The sequence below is a fragment of the Aeromonas sp. PS2Canimalfood6 genome (genome assembly GCF_048276795.1).
GTDB lineage: Bacteria > Pseudomonadota > Gammaproteobacteria > Enterobacterales > Aeromonadaceae > Aeromonas > Aeromonas caviae.
In genome coordinates, this window is record NZ_JBLUXC010000018.1 from 1 (window position 1) to 26,467 (window position 26,467).

The window sequence follows — 26,467 nt, forward strand, 5'->3', positions numbered from 1 at the left end:
GATAACCGCTGAAAGCATCTAAGCGGGAAGCGAGCCCTGAGATGAGTCATCCCTGACCCCTTGAGGGTCCTAAAGGGCCGTTGGAGACCACAACGTTGATAGGTGGGGTGTGTAAGCGTAGCGATACGTTGAGCTAACCCATACTAATTACCCGTGAGGCTTAACCATACAACACCCAAGAAGTGTTCAGAGACTTGTAGCAGATACCGAGAACGAATAACTAAATCAGCTTTTTCAGATTGAAGATTTTGCCTGGCGGCAATAGCGCAGTGGAACCACCTGACCCCATGCCGAACTCAGAAGTGAAACGCTGTAGCGCCGATGGTAGTGTGGCATTCGCCATGCGAGAGTAGGACACTGCCAGGCACCCAATTTTAGATTACGCATTGAGCGTGGTCTTTACCGGTTAGTGTGCTGATATGGCTCAGTCGGTAGAGCGCATCCTTGGTAAGGATGAGGTCCCCAGTTCGATTCTGGGTATCAGCACCATTAAATAAGAAAGCCTCCCAATCGGGAGGCTTTTTTGTATCTGCCTTTCAGCCATCCATCGCAAATTGCAGTCCTGCAATGTCGCACCTTCTTGTTGTTGAGATATCTTCCCTTTCTATCCCGTATGCTTTCCGGGCGCCGCTTCTCTCTTAAAGGGATCCGGGCTAAGTTGTGGATTGGCAAAGACAACTACGCTTTCGAAGGGGAAAGAACATGCTGATTAGGAATGTGCGTCTGGCGGGCAGGGAAGGGATGTGGCAAATCCTCTGTCAGGGAGGCGTGATCCGGGCCATCGAGCCCATGAGCACCCCTCTGCTCGCAGCCCATGAGCTTGATGGTGAGGAGGGTCTCGCCATCGCCCCCTTTATCGAGCCTCACATCCATCTTGATACCACCCAGACGGCTGGCGAGCCGAGCTGGAACCTCTCCGGCACCCTGTTCGAGGGGATTGAACGCTGGGCGGAGCGCAAGGCACTGCTGACCCGCGAGGATGTGAAGCTGCGGGCCATCCAGACGTTGAAGTGGCAGATCGCCAACGGCATCCAATTCGTCCGCACCCATGTGGATGTCTCCGATCCCAATCTGGTCGCCCTGAAGGCGATGCTGGAGGTGCGGGAGGAGATGAAGGAGTGGGTGGAGCTGCAGATAGTGGCCTTCCCACAGGAGGGGATCCTCTCCTACCCCAACGGCAAGGCGTTACTTGAAGAGGCTCTCAAACTGGGCGCCGACGTGATAGGCGCCATCCCCCATTTCGAGTTTACCCGGGAGTACGGGGTCGAAAGTCTGCACTACGTCTTCGATCTTGCAGAGAAATATCAGGTTCTGGTGGATGTGCATTGCGACGAAATCGATGACGAACAGTCCCGTTTTATCGAGACGCTGGCAACCCTGGCCTACGAGCGCGGTATTGGCCATCGGGTGACCGCCAGCCACACCACCGCCATGCACTCCTACAACGGAGCCTATGCCTCGCGGCTGTTCCGGCTGCTCAGGATGGCGGACATCAACTTCGTCGCCAATCCGCTGGTGAACATTCACCTGCAGGGGCGCTTCGACAGCTATCCCAAGCGTCGTGGCATCACCCGGGTGAAGGAGATGCTGGAGGCGAACATCAACGTCTGTTTCGGTCATGACGACGTGTTCGATCCCTGGTATCCCATGGGCACGGCCAACATGTTGCAGGTGCTGCACATGGGGCTGCATGTCTGCCAGATCATGGGCTACGAGCAGATCAATGACAGTCTCAAGCTCATCGGCAACCACAGCGCCCGCACCCTGAACGCGCAGGATCGCTACGGCATCGAGGTGGGCAAGCCCGCCAACCTGCTGATCCTTCCTGCAGAGAATGGTTTCGATGCGGTGCGCCGCCAGGTGCCGGTACGTTATTCCATCCGCCATGGCAGAGTCATCGCCGATACTCGCCCGGCCGAGACGACCCTCCACCTTGTGAATCCAGAACGGGTAGACTTTCGCCGCTAGGGTCTAGCAGGGTCGATTAATTGCCCGGCTGTCCCCTGCTGCCGACATTTTGCATAATGCCAACCTGACACTCTTGGAGACTGCTTGATGCAAACCTGGTTATTTGTCGCTGCCGGAGGCGCCTTCGGTGCCTGCCTGCGTTTTGGCATCGCCGAGCTGATGGCCTGGCTGCTGGGACGCCACTTTCCCTATGGCACCCTGGTGGTCAACGTGGTCGGTTCCTTCATCATGGGGATTGCCTATGCCCTGATCAGCCATGGTCACGTGGTGGAACACCCGATGAAGCCATTGCTGATGGTGGGTATCCTCGGCGCCCTGACCACCTTCTCCTCCTTTGCCCTCGATACGGTCGTGCTGGCCCAGCAAGGGGCCTATCTGAAGGCGCTGCTCAATATCGGTCTCAATCTGTTCCTCTGTCTGGCCATGGTCGTGCTGGGGATGCAGTTGGTCGCAAGCCGGGTTTGAGGTGTCCGCACGCCATCGGCTCTGGTAAACTGGCGGCCATTCTTTGCTCTATGGGTATTTGAGGGATGTCGGAACAGACTACTACTACGCATTTTGGCTATAAAACCGTGGCAGCGACCGAGAAGGAAACCCTGGTCGCCGGTGTCTTTCATTCGGTAGCGGCCAAGTATGATCTGATGAACGATCTGATGTCGTTCGGCATCCATCGCCTCTGGAAGCGCTTTACCATCGACTGCTCCGGTGTCCGCAAAGGACAGAAGGTGCTGGATCTGGCTGGCGGTACAGGGGATCTGACCGCCAAGTTCTCCCGCATCGTGGGTGAGACCGGTCAGGTGGTCCTGGCGGACATCAACGACTCCATGCTGAAAGTGGGCCGCGACAAACTGCGCAACCTGGGGGTGGCCAACAACGTCTCCTACGTACAGGCCAATGCCGAGGCGCTCCCGTTCCCTGACAACCATTTCGACGTCATCACCATCGGCTTCGGCCTGCGCAACGTCACCGACAAGGACAAGGCGCTTGCCTCCATGTTCCGGGTGCTCAAGCCGGGTGGCCGCCTGCTGGTGCTGGAGTTCTCCAAACCGGTGAGCGAAGTGATCGCCAAGCTGTATGATCTCTACTCCTTCAAATTGCTGCCGAAAATGGGCGAAATCGTCGCGAATGACAGCGAAAGTTACAAATACCTGGCGGAATCCATCCGCATGCACCCGGATCAGCAGACCCTGGCAGGCATAATGGAGAATGTCGGGTTCGAACAGGTTGAGTTCTACAACCTGACCCAGGGCGTGGTCGCCCTGCACCGCGGTTACAAGTTTTAAGGTCGCCTATGCCGATGGATGCCATGGTCACCGCGGTGATCGAAACCAGCCTCAACCAGTTGCTGGCCCTGGACAAACAGAGCCCGGAGCGGTTGCGCAAGCTGACGGGCAAGGTACTCAAACTGGAGCTGCGCGAGCTCAAGCCGCTCTGGTTTGTCTTCTCGGAGCGCCGTCTGGATGTGCTGGCCAGGTTTGAAGGGGAGGCGGATGCGGTGCTGAGTCTCTCCCTGACCGCCCTCGGCCTGCTCAAGGAGCCTTCCGCCCTGACCCGCTACATCCGCGAGGAGAAGCTGGACCTGAGCGGTGACCCCCAGCTGGTGCAGGCATTCAGCGCCCTGCTTGGCGAGCTCGATATCGACTGGGAAGAGGAGCTGTCCCGCTACACCGGCGACGTGGTGGCCCACATCCTGTGCAGTGGTGCCCGTCAGGCTCGCCGTTTTGTGGGGCGAGAGTTGTGCCGTTCCCAGCGTCAAGTGGCCGAGTATTTGACCGAGGAGGCTAGGCTTGCCCCGGGTCCGCTGGAAGTGGCGAGCTTCAATGACGATGTCGAAGAGCTGGCCCAACAGATGAAGGCGATCGAGTTGCGGCTTGCCCGCCTCGAACAGCAGGTGAGCTGATGACCCCGAAGGAGTTCAAACGCCTCTATCGCATCGTCAGCATCCTGCTGGAACAGGGCATCGACGAGCTGGTGCCCGCCCGTTATCAGCCCTGGCCTGGCCGTCTGGCCCGTCGCAGTCTGTTCTGGCTCAAGAACAAGCAACAAGGCATGAGCCGTGGCGCCCGCATTCGCCTCGCCTTCGAGGCCCTGGGCCCCATCTTCATCAAGTTCGGCCAGATGCTCTCGACCCGCCGAGACCTGCTGCCCCCCGACATTGCCGAAGAGCTGGCCCTGCTGCAGGACAGGGTGCCTCCCTTCTGTGGTCAGGCCGCCCGTCGCCAGATAGAAGAGAGCCTGGGTTGCCCCGTCGAGACCCTGTTCGATGACTTCGACGAGACGCCGCTGGCATCCGCCTCCATCGCCCAGGTGCACACCGCCCGGTTGAAGGAGAACGGCCGCGAGATCGTCATCAAGGTGATCCGTCCCGATATCGAGCCGGTCATTGAGGCCGACCTGCGCCTGATGCAGGCCCTGGCCCGTCTGGTGGCCCGTTTCGTGCCCCAGAGCGGACGACTGCGCCCCGTCGAGGTGGTGGAGGAGTATCGCAAGACCATACTCGACGAGCTCAACCTGATGCGCGAAGCGGCCAACGCCATCCAGCTGCGCCGCAACTTCACCGGCTCCGAGGCGCTCTATGTGCCCGAGGTGTTCACCGAGCACTGCCGCGAGCAGGTGCTGGTGATGGAGCGGATCTACGGCATTCCGGTCTCCGACATTGCGGCGTTGGAAGCCAACGGCACCAACATGAAGCTGCTGGCCGAGCGCGGAGTGGAAGTGTTCTTCACCCAGGTGTTCCGCGACAGCTTCTTCCACGCCGACATGCACCCGGGCAACATCTTCGTCTCTTTCGAACACCCGGAGAATCCGCTCTGGATCGGCATCGACTGCGGCATCGTCGGCACCCTCAACCGGGAAGACAAGCGCTACCTGGCGGAGAACTTCCTCGCCTTCTTCAATCGCGACTACCGCCGTGTGGCCGAGCTGCACGTGGAGTCAGGCTGGGTGCCACCCGATACCAAGGTGGACGAGTTCGAGTTCGCCATCCGCACCGTGCTGGAGCCCATCTTCGAGAAACCGCTCTCCGAGATCTCCTTCGGCCACGTGCTGCTCAATCTGTTCAACACCGCCCGTCGATTCAACATGCAGGTGCAGCCGCAGCTGGTGCTGCTGCAAAAGACCCTGCTCTATGTGGAAGGGCTGGGTCGCCAGCTCTATCCCCAGCTGGATTTGTGGCAGACCGCCAAGCCCTATCTGGAAAACTGGATGCACGAGCAGGTCGGCCCCAAGGCGGTGTGGAATGCCATCAAGGAGAAGGCGCCGTTCTGGGCGGAGAAACTGCCGGAGCTGCCGGAGCTGGTCTACGAGACCCTGCGTCAGGCCCGCCATCAGCAGCACCACTTCGACCAGATGTTTGCCGATTTCCGTCGCCACAGTCGCCGTCAGGGGCAGGCTCGCTACCTCTTAGGGGTTGGAGCCAGCCTGCTGCTCGCGGGTGTATTCTTGCTGACCCAGAAACAACACATTGAGTGGGGACAAATCAGCCTCGCCGGCGCCGGGTTATGCTGGCTGCTGGGTTGGTTGCGAACCCGTTCCCATTAAATAACCTGCGCCATCGGGCGCCTATCCGGAGAAAAAGTCATGGGTGGTATCAGTATTTGGCAGTTGTTGATCATCGCAGTCATCGTCGTGCTGTTGTTCGGCACCAAGAAATTGCGCGGTATCGGCGGCGATCTGGGCGCGGCGGTCAAGGGGTTCAAGAAGGCGCTCTCCGATGAGCCGGCCGACACCAAACCCGAGCAGAAAGATGCCGAGTTCCCGACCAAGCAGTTGAACGAGACGGCCAGCAACGCCGAAGCCGCCAAGCAGAAAGACAAAGATCAGGCCTAAGCCATGTTCGACATCGGTTTTTGGGAACTGGTCGTCATCGGCGTCGTCGCCCTGGTGGTGCTGGGTCCCGAGCGGTTGCCGGTCGCGATCCGCACCGCCAGCCACTGGATAAGGCTGATCCGCAGCACCGCCAACTCGGTCAAGGCCGAGCTGGAACAGGAGCTCAAGTTGCAGGATCTGCACAACGACCTGAAGAAGGCCGAACGGTTGCAGATGAACAACCTGAGCCCCGAGCTGCAGGAGTCCATCGAGCAGTTGAAAGCGGCCGCCCAGTCTGTGAATCGTCCCTATCAGGGGGAGAACGAGATCCGCCCGCCTCGGGAGCTCGCCCAGGCTGAGCCAGCCACTCCGGTGGCGGCCTCGGTGCCCGCGACCCCAGAGGTGCCGCCGGTCAACAGCCAGCGAGAGAGCGAGCCTGTGCCCGCCAGCGAGTCCGCAGCCAAAGGGGAGGTGAAGCCATGAGTCAGGCAGAACAGCCCCTCATCAGCCATCTGGTGGAGCTGAGAACCCGTCTGCTGCGCGCGATCTCCGCCATCCTGCTGGTGTTCATCGCGCTCATCTACTTCTCCAACAACATCTACGACTTCGTGGCCCAGCCGCTACTCAGCCAGTTGCCGGCAGGCACCAGCATGATAGCGACGGATGTGGCGACGCCCTTCATCACGCCCATCAAGCTGACCCTGGTGGTCTCCTTCTTCGTGGCGATCCCCTATCTGCTCTATCAGGCCTGGGCCTTCATCGCACCCGGTCTGTACCAGCACGAACGGCGGCTGATCCTGCCTCTGGTGGCCTCCAGCGCCGTGCTGTTCTACGCGGGGATGGCGTTCGCCTACTACGTGGTGTTCCCCCTGGTGTTCGGCTTCTTCACCAGTACCGCCCCCGCCGGGGTGACGGTGGCGACCGACATCGCCAGCTACCTGGACTTCGTGCTGACCCTGTTCTTCGCGTTCGGGGTGGCGTTCGAGATCCCGGTGGCCACTATACTGCTCTGCTGGACCGGGGTGACCACCCCCAGGAGCCTGAAGGAGAAGCGCCCTTACGTCATCGTCGGGGTCTTCGTGGTCGGTATGTTGCTGACGCCGCCCGATGTCTTTTCCCAGACTCTGCTCGCGATCCCCATGTGGGGCCTGTGGGAGATAGGTCTGTTCTTCGCCCGCTTCTACGTGAAGAAAGAGGACGAGGAGCAGCAACAAACGGAAGAGGGGAGCTGAGGCTCCCTTCCTCTTTTCATGCATCCGTTCGAGGCGTATGGTAAGGCCCCATCGAGTAGATGGTTTTCAAATGCCTGATATGCACCTCGTTTGTCCGGAACCCCTGACTCCATGATCGACATCGGTTTGAACCTGACCAGCAGCCAGTTCGCAGGCGAACAGGCCGACCTGGTGGAACGCGCGCGCGCCGCCGGGGTGGAAGCCCTGATCCTGACCGGCACCGATCTGGCCGGCAGCCGCGAGAGCGCCGCATTGGCCGCCCGCTGGCCCGGTTACTGCTTCTCCACCGCCGGGGTGCATCCCCATGATGCCAAAAGCGTCAATGAGACGACCCTGCCCGCCCTGCGGGAACTGGCGGCCCTGCCCCAGGTGGTGGCGATCGGCGAGTGCGGTCTCGACTACAACCGGGACTTCTCCCCCCGCCCGGTGCAGGATGCGGTGTTTGACGCCCAGCTGGCGCTCGCCGCCGAGCTCGGGATGCCGGTGTTTCTGCACTGCCGCGATGCCCATGACAAATTCGTCGAGATCCTGCGCCCCTGGTTGCCCCGCCTGCCGGGGGCCGTGCTGCACTGCTTCACCGGCTCCGACGCCGAGCTGGACGAGTGCCTGGCGCTGGGGCTGCATATCGGGGTGACCGGCTGGCTCTGTGACGAGCGCCGTGGCCAGCTGCTGCGCGAGCAGGTGGCCCGCATTCCGGCGGGTCGCCTGATGATAGAGACGGACGCCCCCTACCTGGTGCCGCGGGATCTGAAACCCAGGCCCAAACGCAACGAACCCGCTTTTTTGCCGCACATCGCCCAGGTGGTGGCGACCTGCCGTGGTGAAGCGCCCGAGGCCTTGCTGGCCCATACCCGGGCCACCTCCGCCGCATTCTTCCAACTTCCGCTTTTGGAGTGATTCATGGCCACAACTCTTCCGGGGGCCTTCCCGGGCCGTCGCCTGCGCCGGGTGCGCAAACATGACTTCAGCCGCCGCCTGGTGCGCGAGAACGTACTGACCGTCGACGATCTCATCTATCCCGTGTTCGTGCTGGAGGGGGAGGGTCAGCGAGAGGCCGTTGCCTCCATGCCGGGGGTGGACAGGCTCTCCATCGATCTGCTGCTCGAAGAGGCCGCCGAACTGGTGGCCCTGGGTGTGCCGGCGGTGGCCCTGTTCCCGGTGACGCCGCTGGAGAGAAAGAGTCTGATGGCGGAAGAGGCTTACAACCCGGATGCCCTGGCCCAGCGGGCGACCCGTGCCCTCAAGGCTCGCTTCCCGGAGCTCGGGGTCATCACCGATGTGGCGCTCGACCCCTTCACCACCCATGGCCAGGACGGCATCATCGATGACGAAGGCTATGTGCAGAACGACATCACCACCGAGATCCTGGTGAAGCAGGCGCTCTCCCATGCCGCCGCCGGGGCCGACATGGTGGCACCGTCCGACATGATGGACGGCCGCATCGGTGCCATCCGCGCGGCGCTGGAGGAGAATGGCTTCGTCAACGTGCAGATCATGGCCTACTCCGCCAAGTACGCCTCCCACTACTACGGCCCGTTCCGCGATGCGGTGGGCTCCGCCGCCAACCTCGGCAAGAGCAACAAGGCCACCTACCAGATGGACCCGGCCAACGGCAACGAAGCCCTGCACGAGGTGGCCCTCGACATAGCCGAAGGGGCGGACAGCGTGATGGTCAAGCCGGGCATGCCCTACCTGGACATCATCCGCCGGGTGAAGGATCAGTTCGGCGTGCCGACCTTCGCCTATCAGGTGAGCGGCGAGTACGCCATGCACATGGCGGCGATCCAGAATGGCTGGCTCAAGGAGAAGGAGTGCGTGATGGAATCCCTGCTCTGCTTCAAGCGGGCCGGGGCCGATGGCATCCTCACCTACTTCGCCAAGCGGGTCGCCCAGTGGTTGAAAGAGGACGCCCGACGCTGAGGCGGGGAGTGTCCATGCCCTCACAATGCCGGCCCTCGGGCCGGCATTGTCGTCTCTGGCAGATGAAGTGCTGGTTTTATGAACAAAATGCCTGAAAAAGTGGGCAACAAGCCCGTCTCTTGGCGGCAAAGGCTTGATAAATGGGGTTTCTGCCTACATCTTAGATGGTCCAAGCAGGCTTCTGGACGGCAGGGGCTGCAGAGCATTTAGAGGTACCGCAGATGACTAACCCTTTGCTGACAATGGACTCGCTGCCTCCCTTCAGCCAGATCCAGCCCGATCAGGTGCAACCTGCCGTGACGCAGGCCATCGCCGATTGCAAACAGAAGATTGAGGATGTGCTGGCCCAGAAGGAGCCTCACACCTGGGACAGCCTGATCGCCCCGCTGGAAGAGGTCAACGACCGCCTCTCCCGGATCTGGTCCCCCATCAGCCACCTCAACGCCGTGCAGAACAGCGAGGCGCTGCGGGCGGCTCACGATGCCTGCCTGCCGCTGCTGTCCGAATTCCAGACCTATGTCGGTCAGCATGAAGGGCTCTATCAAGCCTATCTGGCCCTCTCCGAGAGCGATGATTTCCCCCGGCTGGATGATGCCCAGCGCAAGGAGATCCTGAACACCCTGCGCGATTTTCGCCTCTCCGGCATCGGTCTGCCTGCCGAGGCGCAGCAGCGTTACGGCGAGATCCAGGCCCGCCTCTCGGAGCTCGCCTCCCGTTTCAGCAACAACGTGCTGGACGCGACCCAGGGCTGGCACAAGCTGGTGACCGACGAGGCCGAGCTGGCTGGTCTGCCCGCGAGCGCCCAGGCTGCCGCGCGCCAGATGGCCGAACTCAAGGGCAAGGAGGGGTGGCTGTTCACCCTGGACATCCCCTCCTACCTGCCGGTGATGATGTATGCCGACAGCCGCGCCCTGCGTGCCGAGCTGTATGAGGCCTTCACCACCCGCGCCTCCGACCAGGGCCCCAACGCCGGCAAGTGGGACAACTCCGCCATCATGACCGAGTTGCTCACCCTGCGCCGGGAGCTGGCCCGACTGCTGGGCTTTGCCAACTATGCCGAGCTCTCCCTCGCGACCAAGATGGCGGACAAGCCGGAGCAGGTGGTGGACTTCCTCACCGACCTGGCTGCCAAGTCCCTGCCCCAAGGCAAGGCGGAGCTGGAGGAGATCCGCGCCTTTGCCGCCGAGCAGCACGGTCAGGACGAACTGGCGGCTTGGGATCTTGCCTATTACGCAGAAAAGCTCAAACAGCACAAGTTTTCGGTCTCTGATGAGCAGTTGCGTCCCTACTTCCCCGCCGGTCGGGTCGTGAAGGGGCTGTTCGAGGTGGTCAAGCGGGTGTTCGGCATGAAGGTGCGCGAGCGTCTCGGCATCGACACCTGGCACCCGGACGTGCGCTTCTACGACATCTTTGACGCCGATGACGAGCTGCGCGGCAGCTTCTACCTGGATCTCTACGCCCGCGAGCACAAGCAGGGCGGCGCCTGGATGGATGTCTGCCTGGGTCGCCGCTACCGTCAGGACGGCTCCCTGCAAAAGCCGGTGGCCTACCTGACCTGCAACTTCAACGGCCCGGTGGACGGCAAGCCGGCCCTGTTCACCCACAACGAAGTGGTCACCCTGTTCCACGAGTTCGGCCACGGCATTCACCACATGCTGACCCGCATCGATGTGGCCGGCGTGGCCGGCATCAACGGCGTGGCCTGGGATGCGGTGGAGCTGCCGAGCCAGTTCCTCGAGAACTGGTGCTGGGAATCCGAGGCGCTGGCCTTCATCTCCGGCCATTACGAGACCGGGGAGCCGCTGCCCGCGGATCTGCTGGAGAAGATGCTGACCGCCCGCAACTTCCAGGCGGCGATGCAGATGCTGCGCCAGCTGGAGTTCGCCCTGTTCGACTTCCGTCTGCACCAGACCTTTGACCCGACCAGAGCGGATCAGATCCCTGCGCTGCTGGCTGAGGTGCGCAGCCAGGTCGCCGTGATGACGCCTCCGGCGTTCAACCGCTTCCAGCACAGCTTCTCCCACATCTTCGCGGGCGGCTACGCGGCGGGCTACTACAGCTACAAGTGGGCCGAGGTACTCTCTGCCGACGCCTTCTCCCGCTTCGAGGAGGAGGGGATCTTCAACCCGGCCACGGGCCACTCCTTCCTGAAGAACATTCTGGAAAAGGGCGGCTCCAGGGAGCCGATGGAGCTGTTCCGTGCCTTCCGTGGCCGGGAGCCCCAGGTGGATGCGCTGCTGCGTCACAGTGGTATCGCCGCGTGAGGTCCCGCCGCCACAGTGAGCCTCGATTGGATGAGCTGCCGCGCCACTGCGGGAGCTTCAAGCAGGTACACATTTGCGGCATAGTGGGATCGAAACGTGATTTTTGATAGAAAAAGGGACCTTTTGGTCCCTTTTTCCAAGCCTTTTTAATATCTTGCGGAGTGCATGTTTGCACTGTCCCCGCCTCTTCAGTAGAGTCGGGTTCTACCTTCCAGGGAGAGAAAGAACCTTGCCATGAGGCGAGCACTCGAGTCTGTCTATCAAATCATCTCCAGCCTGTCTCATTCGAGTGGTCAGGGATATTTTGATGCCTTTGTGAGTGAAATCGCCAACGCGGTGGGGGCTGACTTCGTCCTGGTGTCCGGCAAGGATCAGGCGGGTCTGTTCTTTACCGTGCATGCCGCCTATCCCGCCTCCCTCGACATCAACGCCTACAGCTTCCCCCTCGCCGACACTCCGGGCGAGATCGCCATGCAACAGGGTGAAGCCTGGTTCAGTGATCGCACCCGCCAGCTGTTCCCCCACGCCGCCGTGCTGGAGCGCTGCGAGGTGAGAGCCTATGCCGGCGTCGCGCTCAAGAACGCCGAGGGAGAGACCATCGGCCTGTGCAGCGCCATGTTCAAGCGGGCCATGCCGAGAATGGAGAAGATAGTGGGCCTGCTGCGTCTGCTGGCCCCGCTCGCCGGTCGTGAACTGGCGCTGATGTATCAGCAGCGCCAGAGCCAGGAGCAGCCGGCGCAACCGGAACATCACCACTTCCTGGACACCATGATGTCCCATGCGCCCGTGGGCATCGGCAAGGTGGATCTGGGCGGCAAGATCCTCTGGGCGAACCCGGCCATCGAGAAGATGCTCGGCTACAGCCAGGAGGAGCTGCAACAGCTCACCGTCGCCGAAATCAACCATCCGGACGACTGGCAGACCAGCATTGCGCTCTACGACACCCTCAAGCGGGGAGAGCGTCCCGCGTTTACTCAGGAGAAGCGTTATCTCCATCGGGATGGGACCGTCCTGTGGGGGCGGGTGACGGTGACCCTGATCCGCAACGAGCAGATGCACCCCGACTATCTCATGGTGGTGCTGGAGAACATCGATCCCATCAGGCGCCATGCGGAGCAGCTCAAGCTCTCCCACCGGGTCTATGACAACCTCTCCGAAGCCATTCTGGTGTGCGATGCCGACAGTCGCATCATCTCGGTCAATCCGGCCTTCGAGAAGATCACCGGTTACAGCGAGGAGGAGGCGTGTGGCCAGCGGCCCAGCATGCTCAAGTCCGGACTGCACGATCAGACCTTCTATGCGGACATGTACCACGCTCTGGAGCGGGTGGGGATCTGGCGTGGGGAGGTATGGAACAAGCGCAAGAACGGCAAGCTCTATCCCCAGCAGCTGATGATCAGCGCCGTGCGGGAAGGGGGCAAGATCAGTCAGTACATCGCCATCTTCAGCGATCTTTCCCAGACCAAGCTGGCGGAGCAGAAGATCGCCGCCCAGGCCAACTACGACAACCTCACCGGCCTGCCCAACCGCTGGCTGTTCGGTCGCTGCCTGGCCCGCTTCTGCGAGCGGGGGGAGCGCTTCGCCCTCATGGTGCTCGACCTCAACAACTTCAAGGCGGTCAACAACAGCATGGATCACCATGTGGGCGACGCCCTGCTGAGGGAGGTATCGGATCGGCTGGTGAGCCGGGTACGCACCGAGGACCTGGTGGCCCGCATCGGCGGCGACGAGTTTGCCTTCCTGGTGCCCGGCATCGTCAACCGCCGTCAGGCCGAGGTATTTGCCAAGCAGGTGATCGGCGGCTTTGCCCGTCCCTTCATGTTGGCCAACCAGCACCTCTATGTGACCGCCACCCTGGGGATCACCCTCTGTCCCAATGACGGCGGCGACAGCGACGAGCTCTTGCGCAATGCCGAGCAGGCCCTGTTCGTCGCCAAGCGCCAGGGACGCCCCCTCGGCACCTACAACGCCTCCATGCGGGAAGAGGTGAGCCAGCGCCACCAGATGCAGCACGATCTGGCGGAGGCCATCAAGCTGGGCCAGCTGACCATGGCCTACCAGCCCATCTGGGACAACCGCAGCGGCCGGGTCGCCAAGCTGGAGGCCCTGGTGCGCTGGTATCACCCCCACTGGGGTCAGGTCTCACCGGCGGATTTCATCCCGCTGGCGGAAGAGGCGGGGCTCATCCAGGGGCTGGGTGCCCTGGTGCTGTGGCAGTCTTGCCGGGATCTGGCCAGATTGCAGCAGTCCGGCTTCCCGGATCTGCAGATGTCCATCAACCGCTCCACCCTGGAGTTCCAGACCATAGACCCGGAGGCCAACGAGTGGCTCAGGGTGATCCGCCACTTCGAGCTGGATCCGGCGGACATCATCATCGAGATCACCGAATCTCTGCTGATGGAGACCAGCGATCAGCACAGGGTGCGGATCGATGCCCTGCGCGAGGCGGGCTGCAAGCTGGCCATCGACGACTTCGGCACCGGCTACTCGGCACTGAACTACCTGCGTACCTTCCCGGTGGATCTGGTGAAGATCGATCGCTCCTTCGTGCGCCATATTCCCTTCAACGAGCAGGACCGCCTGCTGCTCGACGGCATCATCAACATCGTGCACAACCTCGGCATGCAGGTGGTGATCGAAGGGGTGGAGACCCGGGAGCAGCTCAATTTCCTCTGCCAGAAGGGGTGCGCCTTCACCCAGGGGTATCTGCTCAGCCGCCCGCTGCCCTTCGACGATCTGACCGAGTACCTGAGTCTCAACCGTCAGGGCATGAACCTGGCGAATCTGACCACGGTGAGCTGACCCCCCGCTTCTGCTATCATGCCGGCTTCTGCGCCGTGATGAGTCCATGTTATGCCCCATATTCAGGTTTTCAGTGAAGTGCCCGCCCGCGATGGCGAGCTCGACGCCCTGCGCCAACGCCTTGCCGACGTGGCGTTTCCCGCTCCCTTCGCCCTGGTGCTGACCGAATCGCGGTTGGAGCTGCGCAAACTGGACGAACCCAAGCTGGGGGCCGTCTATGTGGACTTCGTGGAAGGGGCGGTGGCCCATAGGCGCAAGTTCGGTGGCGGGCGCGGCCAGTCCATCGCCAAGGCGGTGGGATTGAAGTCGGGAGCCATGCCGACCGTGGTGGATGCCACCGCCGGGCTCGGGCGCGATGCCTTCGTGCTCGCCACCCTCGGCTGCAAGGTGACCCTGATCGAACGCAGCCCCGTGGTGGCGGCCCTGCTCCAGGACGGTCTGACCCGGGCGGGGCAGGATCCCGAGATAGGCCCCTGGGTGCGCGAGCGGATGCAACTGCTGCAAGGCCCGGCGGTGGAAACCCTGCTGGCGCTGACCGAGCGGCCGGAGGTCATCTACCTGGACCCCATGTTCCCCCACAAGCAGAAGTCGGCGCTGGTGAAAAAAGAGATGCGGGTGTTCCAGTCCCTGGTGGGGGCGGATCTCGACGCGGATGCCCTGCTGCCGGCGGCGCTCAGGATGGCTGACAAGCGGGTGGTGGTGAAGCGGCCCGACTATGCGGGCTGGCTCAACGAGCACAAGCCCAGCATGGCCATCGAGACCAAGAGCAACCGCTTCGACGTCTATGTGATGGCGGCGCTGGCGAGTTGAGTGGCGACTGGCAGGGAGTCTGAGCGTCAAACGAAGAGGGCCAACCTGATCAGGTTGGCCCTCTTGCTATTCATTGGCTGCGGGGTGGGGCGAAGTGGATCCGCTTTTCTTCCCCTTGCCAGACGAGTTCCAGGGTTGCCAGGTCCGCCAGGCTGAGGCGCTCAGCGCGCTCCAGCAGCAGATATTCCACTCCGTCGCTGGCTTCTATGGTGCGGATCCTGTCCGCCCAGGTTCGTCCATCCCGGTCGGTGATCGTGACGGGCAGTTGCCAGCTTGCGGCGATCTCCAGCCAGTCGTACAGGTCACAGCTGACGGGTTGGTAATCGGCCATGGGGTGTGCGCCTCAGGCTTCCAGCAGCCGGGTGGACCAGCCCATCTTCTGCTGGCGTTCCACCTCGAGGCGCAGCTCGCTGGCGCGCAGGTAGTGCTCGTCCAGCCACCCCTTGGGCAGGGTCAGGGTCAGGGCATCTTCATCGGCTTGCAGCATGAACCTGGGCACAGTGCCCTGGGTCCGGCGCATGCAGAGGATGAGGGAGATGCGCAGGATGCGGGCCAGCCGGATCGCCTGGCGACCGGTGACGGCACCCTGTTTCTCCAGCGGCTCCAGCTTGAATTCATCCCGCTGGTTGAACAGCAGGGCCGACAGCAGCTTCTTCTGCGCGGGGGTGAAGCCCGGCATGTCGATGTTGTCGATGATGTAGGCGGCGTGCTGCGGCGCCTTCTTGTACTCGATGCACAGACCAATTTCGTGCAGCAGGGCCGCGTAGCGCAGGATCGGGCGGCCGTAGCGCTTGGAGAGGCGCCAGGCCGGCTGCAACTGGGTGAACGCCTCGATGGCAGTGTCGCGGACCCGCTCGGCGTGCTCCTTGTCGAGCTGGTAGCGGCTGATCAGGCTGTCGGCGGTGCGATCCCGGGCATCACAGTCGTGATTGTTGCCGAGCAGGCCGTAGATGAGCCCTTCACGCAGGGCACCGCCCGCCAGGGTCATGCTCTCGATGTCGAGGGTCTCGAAGATGGCGATCAGGATGGCGAGACCGGAGGGGAACACGGTCAGCCGTTCGGCCGCCAGCCCTTCGAGCTGCAACTGATCGAGTCTGCCGCAGGCGATGGCCTGACCCATCAGCTCTTGCAACTTGGGCAGGGTGACCCGCTCGCTCTTGCCCTGGGCCAGCATGATCTCCTGCAGCGCCTGGACGGTGCCGGAGGCGCCGACGCAGGTGCGCCAGCCGAGGACACGGTAGTCCGCAGCCACTTTCTCCAGTACCGCCTTGGCGGCGGCAATGGCCTGGTTGAAGCGCGCCTCGGAGAGCTCGCCATCACCGAAGTGGTTGTTGAGCCAGGTGACGCAGCCCATGTGCAGGCTGTTGAGCAGCTTGGCTTCGCTCTGCTCGCCGATCACCAGCTCGGTGCTGGCGCCGCCGATGTCGATCACCAGCCGATTGCCTTCCCCTGCCGACGTCCAGGAGACGCCTTCATAGATGGTCTTGGCTTCTTCCTCGCCCGAGATGATCTCGATGCTGTGGTTGAGCACCCGTTCCGCTTCGCTGATGAATTCGTCGACGTTGGTGGCCAGGCGCAGGGTGGCGGTGCCCACTACCCGGATGTTGTCGGACGGGATGTCCTGCAACTGCTCGGAGAAGAGGCGCAGACAATCCCAGCCCCGCTCCATGGCGGCACGGTTGAGGCGAAAATCGGCATCGAGGCCGGCGGCGAGGCGTACCTTGCGCTTGACCTTGGTGACGGTGCGCAGGGCACCGGCGACCTCGCGCACCACCAGCATGTGAAAGCTGTTAGAGCCGAGGTCGATGGCGGCATAGAGAGGCGAGTTGTGCAACTTGGCCGATCCCTCAGTTCTTGCGGGGGGGACGACGACGGTTGTTGCTGTTGCCACCGCCCTGGCGATCCCGCATGTTGCGGTTCACCGGCTGGCGGTTGCGGAACACCCGTTTTGGCGCGGTGACGTCATCCAGCAGCGCCTCGCGGTCATACTTGCTGACCGGGATGGGGTGGTGGATGTACTCCTCGATGGCCGGCAGGTTGAAGGCATAGTCTTCACAGGCCAGGCTAATGGAGTGACCGCTTTTGCCTGCGCGACCGGTACGACCGATGCGGTGGACATAGTCTTCGGCATCATCGGGCAGGTCGTAGTTGAAGACGTGAGTCACGTCGGGGATGTGCAGACCACGGGCGGCCACGTCGGTGGCGACCAGGATATCCAGGGTACCCTTGGTGAACTCTTCCAGGATCTTCATCCGCTTCTTCTGCGGCACGTCGCCGGTCAGCAGGCCGACGCGGTGGCCGTCGTTCTCCAGCCAGGCGTGAACGTCTTCACAGACGTGCTTGGTGTTGGCGAAGACGATGGCTTTCTCGGGCCACTCCTCTTCCATCAGGGAGAGCAGCAGCAACATCTTGTCTTCGTTGGAGGGGTAGAAGAGCTCCTCCTTGATCCGCACGCCGGTCATCTGTTCCGGTTCGACCTGCACATGTTCCGGGTGGTTCATGTGTTCATAGGCTAGCTCCTGCACCCGCAGGGAGAGGGTGGCGGAGAACAGCATGCTCATACGCTCGGTGGCGGGGGGCATGCGGCGGAACAGGAAACGGATGTCCTTGATGAAGCCCAGATCGAACATGCGATCCGCTTCGTCCAGTACCACGACCTGGATGTTGCCGAGATCGATGACCTTGGACTTGAAGTAGTCGATGATGCGGCCGGTGGTGCCGATCAGGATGTCGACGCCCTGTTCCAGCACGGCCAGCTGCTTGTCGTAGCCTTCGCCACCATAGGCGAGACCGAGCTTGAGCCCGGTGGAGGCTGACATGCTCTCTGCATCGTTATAGATCTGGACGGCCAGCTCCCGGGTCGGGGCCATGATGATGGCGCGGGGCTGGTTGACGAGGCGCGGCCTGGTCAGCGGATGGGTCAGCAAATAGTTGAATGTCGCCGCCAGGAAAGCCAGGGTTTTGCCGGTCCCCGTCTGAGCCTGACCGGCGAGGTCATGACCTTCAACCAGCAGGGGCAGGGACAGTGCCTGGATGGGCGTACAATAGTGAAATCCCTTTGATTCCAGACCAGCCAGAACTTCGGGTTCGAGGCCCATTTGGGCGAATTTTTCGGTCGTTAGATGTGTTTTGCTCATGGCGGTAGGTTATCAGGTTAGGCTTGCAATAATAAACAGGATCATTTCAAATAGGGCAACTATTGCCTTTGTTGAACCATCAATAAAGCCTTAATTACTGACTGGAGTTGGAGATGAGTGACAAGATTGTTCAGCTGAGCGATGCCAGCTTCGAGGCCGATGTAATCAACGCCGACAGCCCTGTTCTGGTCGATTTCTGGGCCGAATGGTGTGGACCGTGCAAGATGATTGCCCCGATCCTGAACGAAGTTGCTCAGGAATATGAAGGTCGCGTGACCGTGGCGAAATTGAACATCGATCATAACGCCGACACTCCGCCCAAGTACGGCATTCGTGGTATCCCGACCCTGCTGCTGTTCAAGAATGGTGAAGTGGCAGCGACCAAGGTCGGCGCCCTGTCCAAGACCCAACTGAAAGAGTTCCTGGACGGCAACCTGTAATAATCAAGAAGGAGCGCATTGCAATAATGCGCTCCTTGTGTTTTATCACCTAGACGCTCACCCTGATTGGTGCTAGTTTATCGCTCGTTTGCTAACCTTTTTGCCTGACTCTTTGCTTAACTACCAGCCTGGCAAGTCAAATCCGATCAGCATCAATCCAGCAGACTGTCTCCTCATTTCAATCCTTGCTTACAGACTTTCACCACTATGAATCTGACTGAACTTAAGAACACTCCTGTGTCCGAGCTGGTCCAGCTTGGCGAATCCATGGGGTTGGAAAATCTGGCTCGGGCGCACAAGAAAGACATTATCTTTGCAATCCTCAAGGCGCACGCCAAGGGCGGCGAGGATATCTTTGGCGACGGTGTGCTGGAAATCCTGACCGACGGTTTCGGTTTCCTGCGCAGTGCAGACGGCTCTTATCTCGCTGGTCCGGATGACATCTATGTCTCCCCGAGCCAGATCCGCCGCTTCAACCTGCGTACCGGCGATACCATTTCCGGCAAGATCCGGCCGCCGAAAGAGGGCGAGCGCTATTTCGCCCTGCTCAAGGTCAACGACGTCAACTACGACCGTCCGGAAAACTCCCGCAACAAGATCCTGTTTGAAAACCTCACGCCCCTGCACGCCAACGAGCGTCTGCGCATGGAGCGTGGCAACGGTTCCACCGAAGACATCACCGCCCGTGTGCTGGATCTGGCATCCCCGATCGGCAAGGGCCAGCGCGGTCTCATCGTTGCACCGCCCAAGGCCGGTAAGACCATGCTGCTGCAGAACATCGCCCAGAGCATCGCCTACAACCACCCGGATTGTGAGCTGATCGTGCTGCTGATTGACGAGCGTCCGGAAGAAGTGACCGAGATGCAGCGGATGGTGAAGGGCGAAGTCATCGCCTCCACCTTCGACGAGCCGGCCTCCCGTCACGTCCAGGTCGCCGAAATGGTGATCGAGAAGGCCAAGCGTCTGGTCGAGCACAAGAAGGATGTGGTGATCCTGCTGGACTCCATCACCCGTCTGGCCCGCGCCTACAACACCGTCATCCCGTCTTCCGGCAAGGTGCTGACCGGTGGTGTGGACGCCAACGCCCTGCACCGTCCGAAGCGTTTCTTCGGTGCGGCGCGCAACGTCGAAGAGGGCGGCAGCCTGACCATCATCGCCACCGCGCTGATCGATACCGGCTCCAAGATGGATGAAGTCATCTACGAAGAGTTCAAGGGTACCGGCAACATGGAACTGCACCTCTCGCGCAAGATTGCCGAGAAGCGCGTCTACCCGGCCATCGACATCACCCGCTCCGGCACCCGCAAGGAAGAGCTGCTGACCGCACCGGACGAGCTGCAGAAGATGTGGATCCTGCGCAAGATCATTCACCCCATGGGCGAGATCGACAGCATCGAGTTCCTCATCGACAAGCTGGCTGCGACCAAGACCAACGACGAGTTCTTCGACTCCATGAAGCGTCAACAGAAGTAACAGCCTCTTCAATGACAAAACCGCGGCCCAGGTCGCGGTTTTTGTTTATCTATTTCACGGCTGGCTTAGTAGTATGAAGCCTCGATGTCACAAGGAAAGGGACGTCATGAAGCTGGTGTTGTTCATATGGATGGGTTGGTTGTGGCTGGCGGCCCCGGCGCATGCCGATTCCCCGCCGCAATTGCAGGCTCCCCTGGTGGCGGACGAGGGACTGGAGGGGCATCGGGCGTACCTGGACGGCCGTATGGCGCTCGGGCAGTTTGATGCCATGGACTCGTTGCTCGAGTCCCTGTCGGTGGGGCAGCGGGAGTTCCTGTTGTTCCAGTTGCTGGGTGAGCTCAAGTCATCGGGCGCACCGAGCCCGGCGCTGCTGGCCTGGGTGCGGGCACAAGCGGCCAAGGCGCCACAATGGCTGGTGGAAGGGAAGGTGGACGGTTTCCTGGTGCAGCTACCCGCCTATGACTTCCCCGCCGAGGCCCGGCTGGTGCTGAGCCACTGGCAGCAGCTGGCCTGGCAGGACAACTATCGCCAGTTGCTGGAGCAGGATCGCTTTGACTTCAAGCAGGTCTACTACAGCCGCAATCCCGAGCTGGCACAGCAGCAGCAGGCCCTGCTGGCGGTGCTCGATCGGCAGCCGGTATCCGTGCTGCGTCGGGAGGCGCAGCGGCTTGCCGCCCTCAATCTCTTCCTGCCGGACAACCAGTTGCTGCTGCACTTCATCGAACAGACCGGGGAGACGGCACTCTACCTCAAGCTGTGGCGTCAGCCAGTGGATCACGATAGCCTGACTGCGCTACACACCATTTCCCGCTTTTATTCAGGTCAGGAGGCGAGCGATCTGCTGATCGCCGCCAGCCAGAACAGCCGCCTGATGGTCCCCGCCCTGCACCAGCTCAGCCGCCTCTCCCCCTTGCCGGACGGGGCCCAGCAGTTCCTCCTGGCCGAACTCGGCAAGCACCAGTATGGCGGGCTGGTGGCAGGCCTGTTGTTGCAGATGGACGAGCCCAGGCTCCTGGGTCAATTGGCAAACCGGCTGACGCTTCAGGAGCGGCGACACGCCTCGTCCGTCATGAGGTCCGATACGGGTACACCGGATACGCCGCCAGGGTTATAATGCGGGACCACCTGATCCCGCTGGGGTACTTGCATGAAATACAAGGACTTGCGTGATTTTATCGCGCAGTTGGAACAAAACGGACAGCTCAGGCGCATCAGTCGCGAGATAGACCCCTATCTGGAGATGACCGAGATCAGCGACCGTACCCTGCGTGCGGGGGGGCCGGCTCTGCTGTTTGAGAATCCCAAGGGCTACACCATGCCGGTGTTGACCAACCTGTTCGGCACGCCGGACCGGGTTGCCATGGGCATGGGCCAACCCAACGTCAGCGCCCTGCGCCAGGTGGGGACCTGGCTCTCCTATCTGAAAGAGCCGGAGCCGCCTCGCGGGCTCAAGGAGCTGATGGAGAAGCTGCCCATCTTCAAGCAGGTGCTCAACATGCCGACCAAGCGGCTCTCTTCGGCCCCCTGTCAGCAGGTGGTGCTGGAAGGGGACGCGGTGGATCTGGATCAGATCCCCATCCAGCACTGCTGGCCCGGGGATGTGGCGCCCCTGGTCACCTGGGGTCTGACCATCACCCGCGGTCCCTACAAGAAGCGGCAGAACCTCGGTATCTATCGCCAGCAGAAGATCGGCAAGAACAAGCTGATCATGCGCTGGCTGGATCACCGGGGCGGCGCCATCGATTTTCGCGAGTGGCAGGAGGCCCACCCGGGCGAACGCTTCCCGGTGGCGGTGGCGCTGGGCGCCGATCCGGCGACCATCCTTGGCGCGGTGACGCCGGTGCCGGACAGCCTCTCCGAATACGCCTTTGCCGGTCTGCTGCGGGGCAGCCGTACCGAGGTGGTGAAGGCGCTGAGCTGCGATCTGGAAGTGCCCGCCAGCGCCGAGATCGTGCTGGAAGGCTATCTGGAGCAGGGGGAGATGGCCCCCGAAGGGCCTTACGGCGATCACACCGGCTACTACAACGAAGTGGACGAGTTCCCGGTCTTCACCATCACCCACATGACCATGCGCCGGGATGCCATCTACCACAGCACCTACACCGGCCGTCCGCCCGATGAGCCGGCGGTGCTCGGGGTGGCGCTCAACGAGGTGTTCGTGCCGCTGTTGCAGAAGCAGTTCCCCGAGATAGTGGACTTCTACCTGCCGCCGGAGGGATGCTCCTACCGGATGGCGGTGGTGACCATCAAGAAGCGCTACCCCGGCCACGCCAAGCGGGTGATGCTGGGAGTCTGGTCCTTCCTGCGCCAGTTCATGTACACCAAGTTCGTGATCGTCTGCGATGACGACATCAACGCCCGCGACTGGAAGGACGTGATCTGGGCCATCACCACCCGGATGGACCCGGCTCGGGACACCACCCTGATCGAGCACACCCCCATCGACTACCTGGACTTCGCCTCGCCGGTCTCCGGGCTCGGCTCCAAGATGGGGCTGGATGCCACCAACAAGTGGCCGGGGGAGACCAATCGCGAGTGGGGTCAGCCCATCGTCCAGGACGAGGCGGTAAAGCAGAAGATCGATGCCATCTGGGACGAGCTGAAGATCCTCGACTGAGGGATCCCCGATGCGGCGCGGCCATTGTGACGCAAAAGTGCGGTATTGCCGTGCCGAATTGGGTATGCTCGACGGACCTGACCACCAACTGGTCGCCATAAAAACAGTGAAACCATGAGCGAAGCGGGCCGGGCAGGCCCCTCACAAGGACAAGAATGCAACGTATCAAGTGCCGCGTAGAGGAACTGCGCGAATATGTCGACACCATCTGGCACGTGGCGCTGGCGCCGCAGCAGGAGGTGAGCTTCAAGCCGGGCCAGTATCTGCTGGTGGTGATGAGCGATTCGGACAAGCGCCCCTTCTCCATCGCCAACTCGCCGACCCGCTCCGGCGTGCTGGAGCTGCAGATCGGTGCCACTCCCGAGAATGCCTATGCCGGTCAGGTGCTGGCCCGCATGCGCGAGCAGGGAGAGATCGAGGTCGAGCTGGCCGCCGGCAAGGCGTTCCTGCGCGACGAATCCCCCCGACCGCTGATCCTGATGGCGGGCGGTACCGGCTTCTCCTATGCCCGCGCCATCCTGGAATACCTGATCGGCAGCGGCAGCAAGCGTCCGGTGTTCCTCTACTGGGGGGTACGCCAGGCGCACTGGCTCTACGAGCTGGAGCAGATGCAGCAGTGGGAGCGCGACTACGCGCCGCTGACTTTCATTCCCGTGGTGCAGGAGCCCGAGAGCGACTGGACCGGCAGGACCGGGCTGGTGCACAAGGCCATCATGGATGACTTCGTCAATCTGCATGACTACGACATCTATGTGGCGGGCCGCTTCGAGATGGCCGGTGCCGCGCGGGAAGAGTTCAAGGTGCTGGGCGCCGAGCCCGAGCGCATCTTCGGCGACGCCTACGAGTTCATCTGACCACGGCCAACCGCAGAGCGTCGATCTGCCCCCTTATCGTCTTGCGAGAGAAGGGGGGATGAGAAACTCGTTGTCCCCATAAAAACGACAAACCCCAGCCTGGCTGGGGTTTGTGCTATCTACGGCGGGTCACGCCGGATCATTCGCCCTTGGCAGCGAGCTGCTGCTCGAGCTGGGCCAGCTTGGCCTCGAGGGCGGTCAGCTTCTCCCGGGTGCGCAGCAGCACCTTGGTCTGCACGTCGAACTCCTCGCGGCTCACCAGATCCAGCTTGTTGAGCTGAGCCTGCAAGACCTGACGGGTCTTTTTCTCCACCTCTTCACCCATGCTGCGAATGCCGGGGGGCAGGGCGTTGTGTATCTGTTTTGCGATCTCTTCCAGTTTTTTCGGGTCGATCATGGGGTCTCCTTAAGCAATGGCGCCATTCTACCGACAAATCGTCCCCTTTGCCGAGATCGGGGCGGCTTTTTGCGCCATGGATCCCATCGGGCTCTGGTCGGGTCTGGTTGATGCCCCCTGGCTGCTACCCTGTGACACCGGGAATCAATTCCAATTCCTTGATGGTGTACACAAAAAAATCAGATCAGATGACTGACCAGAGGCTTATTAATTGTTGCGTTGCTGTTAATATGATTCGGTCGGGTTTGAACCCTACCCCGTCAGGCTCATCATGGATAACAACATAAAAGAGATAAGGATATGAAGAAAAAGCTAATTTACGCGGCCGTCGTCAGTGCGCTGCTGAGCGGTTGTGGTGGCAGTGACGACAACACAGGCGATACCTCAAGCTATCTCGATTATCTGCTGAGCGGCTCCAATGCAGTCCGACCCAGCGCCCTGGCAGCCCGTGCGACCGACGGTACCCTGAAATTCTCCACGGAAACGGCGGATCTCTCCAACCCGGTGTCCGCCCTCTCCACCCTGGATGGCTGGTCGACTACCCAGGCGATCCAGATAGTGCCGGTGACGGCCTCCGGCATCCAGGTCAAGGCGCCGGCCGCTGCTGAATTCGCAGCCTCCGTGGCACCCCTCTACCTGATGGAGCTGGAGTTTGACAGTGCGGCCCTGCGTCCGAGCGGCGTGAAAAAGGTGCTGACCTACGGGGTGGACTTCGTGGTGGCCGAGACGACCGGCAAGCTGAATCTGGTGCCGCTCAAGCCTCTCAACCCCTCTTCCTACTACATGATAGTGGCGACTGATACCCTCAAAGACAGCACGGGTGCCCCCCTGCGACCGGGTAGCGACTACAGCAACTACAAGACCAGCACCGGCAGCAACGCCCAGGAGCAGACCATCAGCGGCCTGATTGCGCTGCAGGAAGGGCTGTTCAAGGCTGCCACCGGCATCACCAGCGATCACGTGATCTTCTCCGACTGGTTCGGCACCCAGTCCGGCGCCGACGTGCTGGTGGCGGTGAAAGGGGCGGCCGCATCCGTGCTCAAGAGCCCGACCCTGGACGCCGCCGCCCTGTGGAAGCAGGACGCCCTGGGCAATACCAGCCTGCCTGGCACCTATACCCTGTCGGTGAGCGGCGGCAGCCCCTTCCTGACCCAGCTGGACGCCGAGAACTTCCTGCCCCAGGAGCAGAAGGATGCGATTGCCGCCGCTTTTGGTGACGGCACTCCACTCCACAATCTGGCCTTGGGTACCACCGTCTACAGCGGCACCGTCAAGCTGCCCTACTTCCTCTCCTCCCCGGCTACCGCCGGCTCCTGGGACAAGGCGAAGACCCAGTCCTGGCACGGTGCCATCCCCAGCCTCTACGCCATCGCGAACGCCCTGAAGGCCCAGGATGCCGAAGTGATCGGCGGCCTGGTGGGGGCGGGCGTGGATCCGGCCCTGCTGGGCGAACTCATCGCCGATCCGAGCCGTCAGGCCGAGCTGCTGGCGGAGGCGAGCAAGCTGATCGGGGTGACCCTCACCTCCGGCGGCAAGGCGCTGGATCCCGAGATGAATATCGGGCGCTTCAACCCGCTGCCGGCACTGGAAGAGTTGCAGTCCGTCCCGATGCGGATCTTCGCCGCCGCACCGCTGGCGAACATCACCGACGTGATCATCTATCAGCACGGCGTCACCTCCGTGAAGGAGAACGCCTACGCCCTGGCCCTTGGCCAGATTGGTGCCGGTGCCCAGGCGAGCAAGAACGTGGCCGTGGTGGTGATCGATCATCCGTTGCATGGTGAACGCGGCTTCGCCCTGACCGGCAGCATGGACTCGGTGACCACCTCCGACAACCCGACCCCCTACCTGAACCTGAGCTACCTGACCGTGGCCCGCGACAACCTGAAACAGAGCGTGGCGGATCTGCTGGGCCTGCGTCTGGCAGTGGGGCTGGCCAATGCCAAGGGCGCCATCGGCACCGCAGGCAGCCTCAAGGTGCACTTCCTGGGTCACTCCCTGGGTGCCATCGCGGGGGCCAACCTGTTGGCGGTGGCCAACCAGTCTGTTGGCAACCCGACGGCAGACGCCCTGTTCAAGTTCGACACTGGCGGCCTGGCCATGCCGGGTGGCGGCATAGCGCCGCTGTTGCTGAACTCGCCGACCTTCGGTCCGACCATCCAGATGAGCGTGCTGACCGCTGGCAGTGCGGCCCTGAAGGCAGCTTTCACCGCCTACGCCCCGAACTGCAAGACGGCAGTACCGACCTGCTTCGTCAACGAGTTCCTGCCGAGCCAGGATGCGGCCACCCAGGCCACGGCGGCCAGCACCCTGCAGAGCTACAGCTTCGCGGCGCAGTCGGTGCTGGATTCGGCAGACCCCATCAACCTGGGGAGCGGTATCGCGGCGGACTTCCCGCTGTTTGCCACCGAAATCGTCGGCGACGGCGCCCTGAGCCTGTCGGATCGAGTGATCCCGAACAGCATCGCCACCGCCCCCCTGGGTGGCACCGAGCCGCTGTTCAAGGTCCTGGCCCTGCAACCGCTGACCGCCACCGGCGCCGCCAACCACAGAGCGGCCCGTTTCGTGGCCGGGGGTCACAGCTCGCTGCTGGCACCGGACGAGAACTTCGATCCGACCGGCGCCGTCACCACCGAGATGCAGACCCAGTTCGGCAGCTTCTTCGCAAGCGGCGGTACCGCGGTCAAGGTGACCGACGCCAGCCTGCTCAAGCAGTAAGCCGGCCGACCAATAAAAACGCCGCCCC

23 protein-coding genes, 1 tRNA gene and 2 rRNA genes are annotated in these 26,467 nt (G+C 62.0%); 22 read left to right on the plus strand and 4 right to left on the minus strand.

The window, feature by feature from the left end:
- The 16 genes from ACNPAA_RS09665 to ACNPAA_RS09740 all read left to right on the plus strand — a co-directional run.
- Window positions 1-168: ribosomal RNA gene (locus tag ACNPAA_RS09665) — 23S ribosomal RNA — on the plus strand; the annotation flags it as partial.
- Window positions 169-251: 83 nt separating this feature from the next.
- A 5S ribosomal RNA gene (gene rrf, locus ACNPAA_RS09670) occupies window positions 252-366 on the plus strand.
- 47 nt (window positions 367-413) lie between these two features.
- Window positions 414-489: transfer RNA gene (locus tag ACNPAA_RS09675), tRNA-Thr, on the plus strand.
- A 213-nt stretch (window positions 490-702) separates the two neighbouring features.
- Window positions 703-1,968 (plus strand): cytosine deaminase, encoded by a 1,266-nt coding sequence (locus tag ACNPAA_RS09680; protein ID WP_417891721.1) that lies wholly within the window; start codon window positions 703-705, stop codon window positions 1,966-1,968.
- Window positions 1,969-2,055: 87 nt separating this feature from the next.
- On the plus strand, window positions 2,056-2,433 hold the full coding sequence (crcB, locus tag ACNPAA_RS09685; RefSeq protein WP_010672354.1) for a fluoride efflux transporter CrcB: 378 nt from the start codon (window positions 2,056-2,058) through the stop codon (window positions 2,431-2,433).
- Between the two features lie 65 nt (window positions 2,434-2,498).
- A complete protein-coding gene (gene ubiE / locus ACNPAA_RS09690; RefSeq protein WP_201872755.1) occupies window positions 2,499-3,251 on the plus strand; it encodes a bifunctional demethylmenaquinone methyltransferase/2-methoxy-6-polyprenyl-1,4-benzoquinol methylase UbiE in 753 nt (250 codons plus the stop codon).
- An 8-nt stretch (window positions 3,252-3,259) separates the two neighbouring features.
- A complete protein-coding gene (locus tag ACNPAA_RS09695) occupies window positions 3,260-3,868 on the plus strand; it encodes a ubiquinone biosynthesis accessory factor UbiJ (RefSeq protein ID WP_201872756.1) in 609 nt (202 codons plus the stop codon).
- Entirely contained in the window at window positions 3,868-5,508 is a 1,641-nt protein-coding gene (gene ubiB, locus ACNPAA_RS09700) for a ubiquinone biosynthesis regulatory protein kinase UbiB (RefSeq protein WP_042017422.1), read from the plus strand. Before ACNPAA_RS09695 ends, ubiB begins: the two co-directional genes overlap by 1 nt.
- A gap of 39 nt (window positions 5,509-5,547) precedes the next feature.
- The gene (gene tatA, locus ACNPAA_RS09705; RefSeq protein ID WP_010672358.1) at window positions 5,548-5,796 is read left to right on the plus strand and encodes a Sec-independent protein translocase subunit TatA; all 249 of its coding nucleotides are present in this window, start codon (window positions 5,548-5,550) and stop codon (window positions 5,794-5,796) included.
- A 3-nt stretch (window positions 5,797-5,799) separates the two neighbouring features.
- Window positions 5,800-6,258, plus strand: a complete 459-nt coding sequence (gene tatB / locus ACNPAA_RS09710) for a Sec-independent protein translocase protein TatB (protein ID WP_244812989.1) — start codon at window positions 5,800-5,802, stop codon at window positions 6,256-6,258.
- A complete protein-coding gene (gene tatC, locus ACNPAA_RS09715) occupies window positions 6,255-7,007 on the plus strand; it encodes a twin-arginine translocase subunit TatC (protein WP_010672360.1) in 753 nt (250 codons plus the stop codon). Before tatB ends, tatC begins: the two co-directional genes overlap by 4 nt.
- Window positions 7,008-7,118: 111 nt before the next feature.
- A complete protein-coding gene (locus tag ACNPAA_RS09720) occupies window positions 7,119-7,904 on the plus strand; it encodes a TatD family hydrolase (protein WP_244812988.1) in 786 nt (261 codons plus the stop codon).
- A 3-nt stretch (window positions 7,905-7,907) separates the two neighbouring features.
- Window positions 7,908-8,927 carry a porphobilinogen synthase gene (gene hemB / locus ACNPAA_RS09725; RefSeq protein WP_039041081.1) on the plus strand — a complete coding sequence of 340 codons (1,020 nt, stop codon included), beginning with the start codon at window positions 7,908-7,910 and terminating at the stop codon, window positions 8,925-8,927.
- A gap of 221 nt (window positions 8,928-9,148) precedes the next feature.
- Window positions 9,149-11,191 (plus strand): oligopeptidase A, encoded by a 2,043-nt coding sequence (gene prlC, locus ACNPAA_RS09730; RefSeq protein WP_042864699.1) that lies wholly within the window; start codon window positions 9,149-9,151, stop codon window positions 11,189-11,191.
- A gap of 234 nt (window positions 11,192-11,425) precedes the next feature.
- Complete coding sequence (locus ACNPAA_RS09735) at window positions 11,426-13,993, plus strand: putative bifunctional diguanylate cyclase/phosphodiesterase (protein ID WP_417891722.1); 2,568 nt, start codon at window positions 11,426-11,428, stop codon at window positions 13,991-13,993.
- A 51-nt stretch (window positions 13,994-14,044) separates the two neighbouring features.
- Window positions 14,045-14,803 carry a class I SAM-dependent methyltransferase gene (locus ACNPAA_RS09740; protein ID WP_373870756.1) on the plus strand — a complete coding sequence of 253 codons (759 nt, stop codon included), beginning with the start codon at window positions 14,045-14,047 and terminating at the stop codon, window positions 14,801-14,803.
- Window positions 14,804-14,873: 70 nt separating this feature from the next.
- On the opposite strand, the gene ACNPAA_RS09745 is transcribed toward ACNPAA_RS09740, so the two are convergent.
- Genes ACNPAA_RS09745 through rhlB form a run of 3 tightly spaced genes read right to left on the minus strand, consistent with a single transcriptional unit; the run spans window position 14,874 to window position 17,940 of the window.
- Complete coding sequence (locus tag ACNPAA_RS09745; RefSeq protein WP_041214156.1) at window positions 14,874-15,134, minus strand: Rho-binding antiterminator; 261 nt, start codon at window positions 15,132-15,134, stop codon at window positions 14,874-14,876.
- A gap of 12 nt (window positions 15,135-15,146) precedes the next feature.
- A complete protein-coding gene (gene gppA, locus ACNPAA_RS09750; RefSeq protein ID WP_049636360.1) occupies window positions 15,147-16,637 on the minus strand; it encodes a guanosine-5'-triphosphate,3'-diphosphate diphosphatase in 1,491 nt (496 codons plus the stop codon).
- 13 nt (window positions 16,638-16,650) lie between these two features.
- On the minus strand, window positions 16,651-17,940 hold the full coding sequence (gene rhlB / locus ACNPAA_RS09755) for an ATP-dependent RNA helicase RhlB (RefSeq protein ID WP_104455036.1): 1,290 nt from the start codon (window positions 17,938-17,940) through the stop codon (window positions 16,651-16,653).
- Between the two features lie 113 nt (window positions 17,941-18,053).
- On the opposite strand from rhlB, the gene trxA reads away from it, so the two are divergent.
- From trxA to fre, 5 genes are all read left to right on the plus strand, one after another.
- Window positions 18,054-18,380 carry a thioredoxin TrxA gene (gene trxA / locus ACNPAA_RS09760; RefSeq protein ID WP_010672369.1) on the plus strand — a complete coding sequence of 109 codons (327 nt, stop codon included), beginning with the start codon at window positions 18,054-18,056 and terminating at the stop codon, window positions 18,378-18,380.
- 207 nt (window positions 18,381-18,587) lie between these two features.
- A complete protein-coding gene (rho, locus tag ACNPAA_RS09765; protein ID WP_010672370.1) occupies window positions 18,588-19,853 on the plus strand; it encodes a transcription termination factor Rho in 1,266 nt (421 codons plus the stop codon).
- A gap of 106 nt (window positions 19,854-19,959) precedes the next feature.
- Window positions 19,960-20,967 carry a hypothetical protein gene (locus ACNPAA_RS09770; RefSeq protein ID WP_171865780.1) on the plus strand — a complete coding sequence of 336 codons (1,008 nt, stop codon included), beginning with the start codon at window positions 19,960-19,962 and terminating at the stop codon, window positions 20,965-20,967.
- A gap of 33 nt (window positions 20,968-21,000) precedes the next feature.
- Entirely contained in the window at window positions 21,001-22,470 is a 1,470-nt protein-coding gene (gene ubiD, locus ACNPAA_RS09775) for a 4-hydroxy-3-polyprenylbenzoate decarboxylase (protein WP_279976302.1), read from the plus strand.
- Window positions 22,471-22,625: 155 nt separating this feature from the next.
- On the plus strand, window positions 22,626-23,324 hold the full coding sequence (gene fre / locus ACNPAA_RS09780; RefSeq protein ID WP_323938256.1) for an NAD(P)H-flavin reductase: 699 nt from the start codon (window positions 22,626-22,628) through the stop codon (window positions 23,322-23,324).
- 139 nt (window positions 23,325-23,463) lie between these two features.
- Here fre and ubiK read toward each other — a convergent pair whose 3' ends face one another.
- A complete protein-coding gene (gene ubiK / locus ACNPAA_RS09785; RefSeq protein ID WP_010672374.1) occupies window positions 23,464-23,721 on the minus strand; it encodes a ubiquinone biosynthesis accessory factor UbiK in 258 nt (85 codons plus the stop codon).
- A gap of 300 nt (window positions 23,722-24,021) precedes the next feature.
- Between ubiK and ACNPAA_RS09790 the strand changes: the two genes are divergently transcribed.
- Window positions 24,022-26,439, plus strand: a complete 2,418-nt coding sequence (locus ACNPAA_RS09790) for a VolA/Pla-1 family phospholipase (RefSeq protein WP_279976301.1) — start codon at window positions 24,022-24,024, stop codon at window positions 26,437-26,439.
- The last annotated feature ends 28 nt before the right edge of the window (window positions 26,440-26,467 follow it).

Excerpts from the sequence above, each read along its gene's own strand:
- ubiB (WP_042017422.1), top strand. The coding sequence starts at position 3,868 with ATGACCCCGAAGGAGTTCAAACGCCTCTATCGCATCGTCAGCATCCTG.
- trxA (WP_010672369.1), top strand. The coding sequence starts at position 18,054 with ATGAGTGACAAGATTGTTCAGCTGAGCGATGCCAGCTTCGAGGCCGAT.
- ACNPAA_RS09740 (WP_373870756.1), top strand. The coding sequence starts at position 14,045 with ATGCCCCATATTCAGGTTTTCAGTGAAGTGCCCGCCCGCGATGGCGAG.
- rhlB (WP_104455036.1), bottom strand. The coding sequence starts at position 17,940 with ATGAGCAAAACACATCTAACGACCGAAAAATTCGCCCAAATGGGCCTC.
- ACNPAA_RS09770 (WP_171865780.1), top strand. The coding sequence starts at position 19,960 with ATGAAGCTGGTGTTGTTCATATGGATGGGTTGGTTGTGGCTGGCGGCC.
- ubiE (WP_201872755.1), top strand. The coding sequence starts at position 2,499 with ATGTCGGAACAGACTACTACTACGCATTTTGGCTATAAAACCGTGGCA.
- ACNPAA_RS09735 (WP_417891722.1), top strand. The coding sequence starts at position 11,426 with ATGAGGCGAGCACTCGAGTCTGTCTATCAAATCATCTCCAGCCTGTCT.
- ACNPAA_RS09695 (WP_201872756.1), top strand. The coding sequence starts at position 3,260 with ATGCCGATGGATGCCATGGTCACCGCGGTGATCGAAACCAGCCTCAAC.
- crcB (WP_010672354.1), top strand. The coding sequence starts at position 2,056 with ATGCAAACCTGGTTATTTGTCGCTGCCGGAGGCGCCTTCGGTGCCTGC.
- prlC (WP_042864699.1), top strand. The coding sequence starts at position 9,149 with ATGACTAACCCTTTGCTGACAATGGACTCGCTGCCTCCCTTCAGCCAG.
- ACNPAA_RS09745 (WP_041214156.1), bottom strand. The coding sequence starts at position 15,134 with ATGGCCGATTACCAACCCGTCAGCTGTGACCTGTACGACTGGCTGGAG.
- ubiK (WP_010672374.1), bottom strand. The coding sequence starts at position 23,721 with ATGATCGACCCGAAAAAACTGGAAGAGATCGCAAAACAGATACACAAC.
- tatB (WP_244812989.1), top strand. The coding sequence starts at position 5,800 with ATGTTCGACATCGGTTTTTGGGAACTGGTCGTCATCGGCGTCGTCGCC.
- ACNPAA_RS09680 (WP_417891721.1), top strand. The coding sequence starts at position 703 with ATGCTGATTAGGAATGTGCGTCTGGCGGGCAGGGAAGGGATGTGGCAA.
- hemB (WP_039041081.1), top strand. The coding sequence starts at position 7,908 with ATGGCCACAACTCTTCCGGGGGCCTTCCCGGGCCGTCGCCTGCGCCGG.
- tatA (WP_010672358.1), top strand. The coding sequence starts at position 5,548 with ATGGGTGGTATCAGTATTTGGCAGTTGTTGATCATCGCAGTCATCGTC.
- ACNPAA_RS09720 (WP_244812988.1), top strand. The coding sequence starts at position 7,119 with ATGATCGACATCGGTTTGAACCTGACCAGCAGCCAGTTCGCAGGCGAA.
- fre (WP_323938256.1), top strand. The coding sequence starts at position 22,626 with ATGCAACGTATCAAGTGCCGCGTAGAGGAACTGCGCGAATATGTCGAC.
- tatC (WP_010672360.1), top strand. The coding sequence starts at position 6,255 with ATGAGTCAGGCAGAACAGCCCCTCATCAGCCATCTGGTGGAGCTGAGA.
- ACNPAA_RS09790 (WP_279976301.1), top strand. The coding sequence starts at position 24,022 with ATGAAGAAAAAGCTAATTTACGCGGCCGTCGTCAGTGCGCTGCTGAGC.
- ubiD (WP_279976302.1), top strand. The coding sequence starts at position 21,001 with ATGAAATACAAGGACTTGCGTGATTTTATCGCGCAGTTGGAACAAAAC.
- rho (WP_010672370.1), top strand. The coding sequence starts at position 18,588 with ATGAATCTGACTGAACTTAAGAACACTCCTGTGTCCGAGCTGGTCCAG.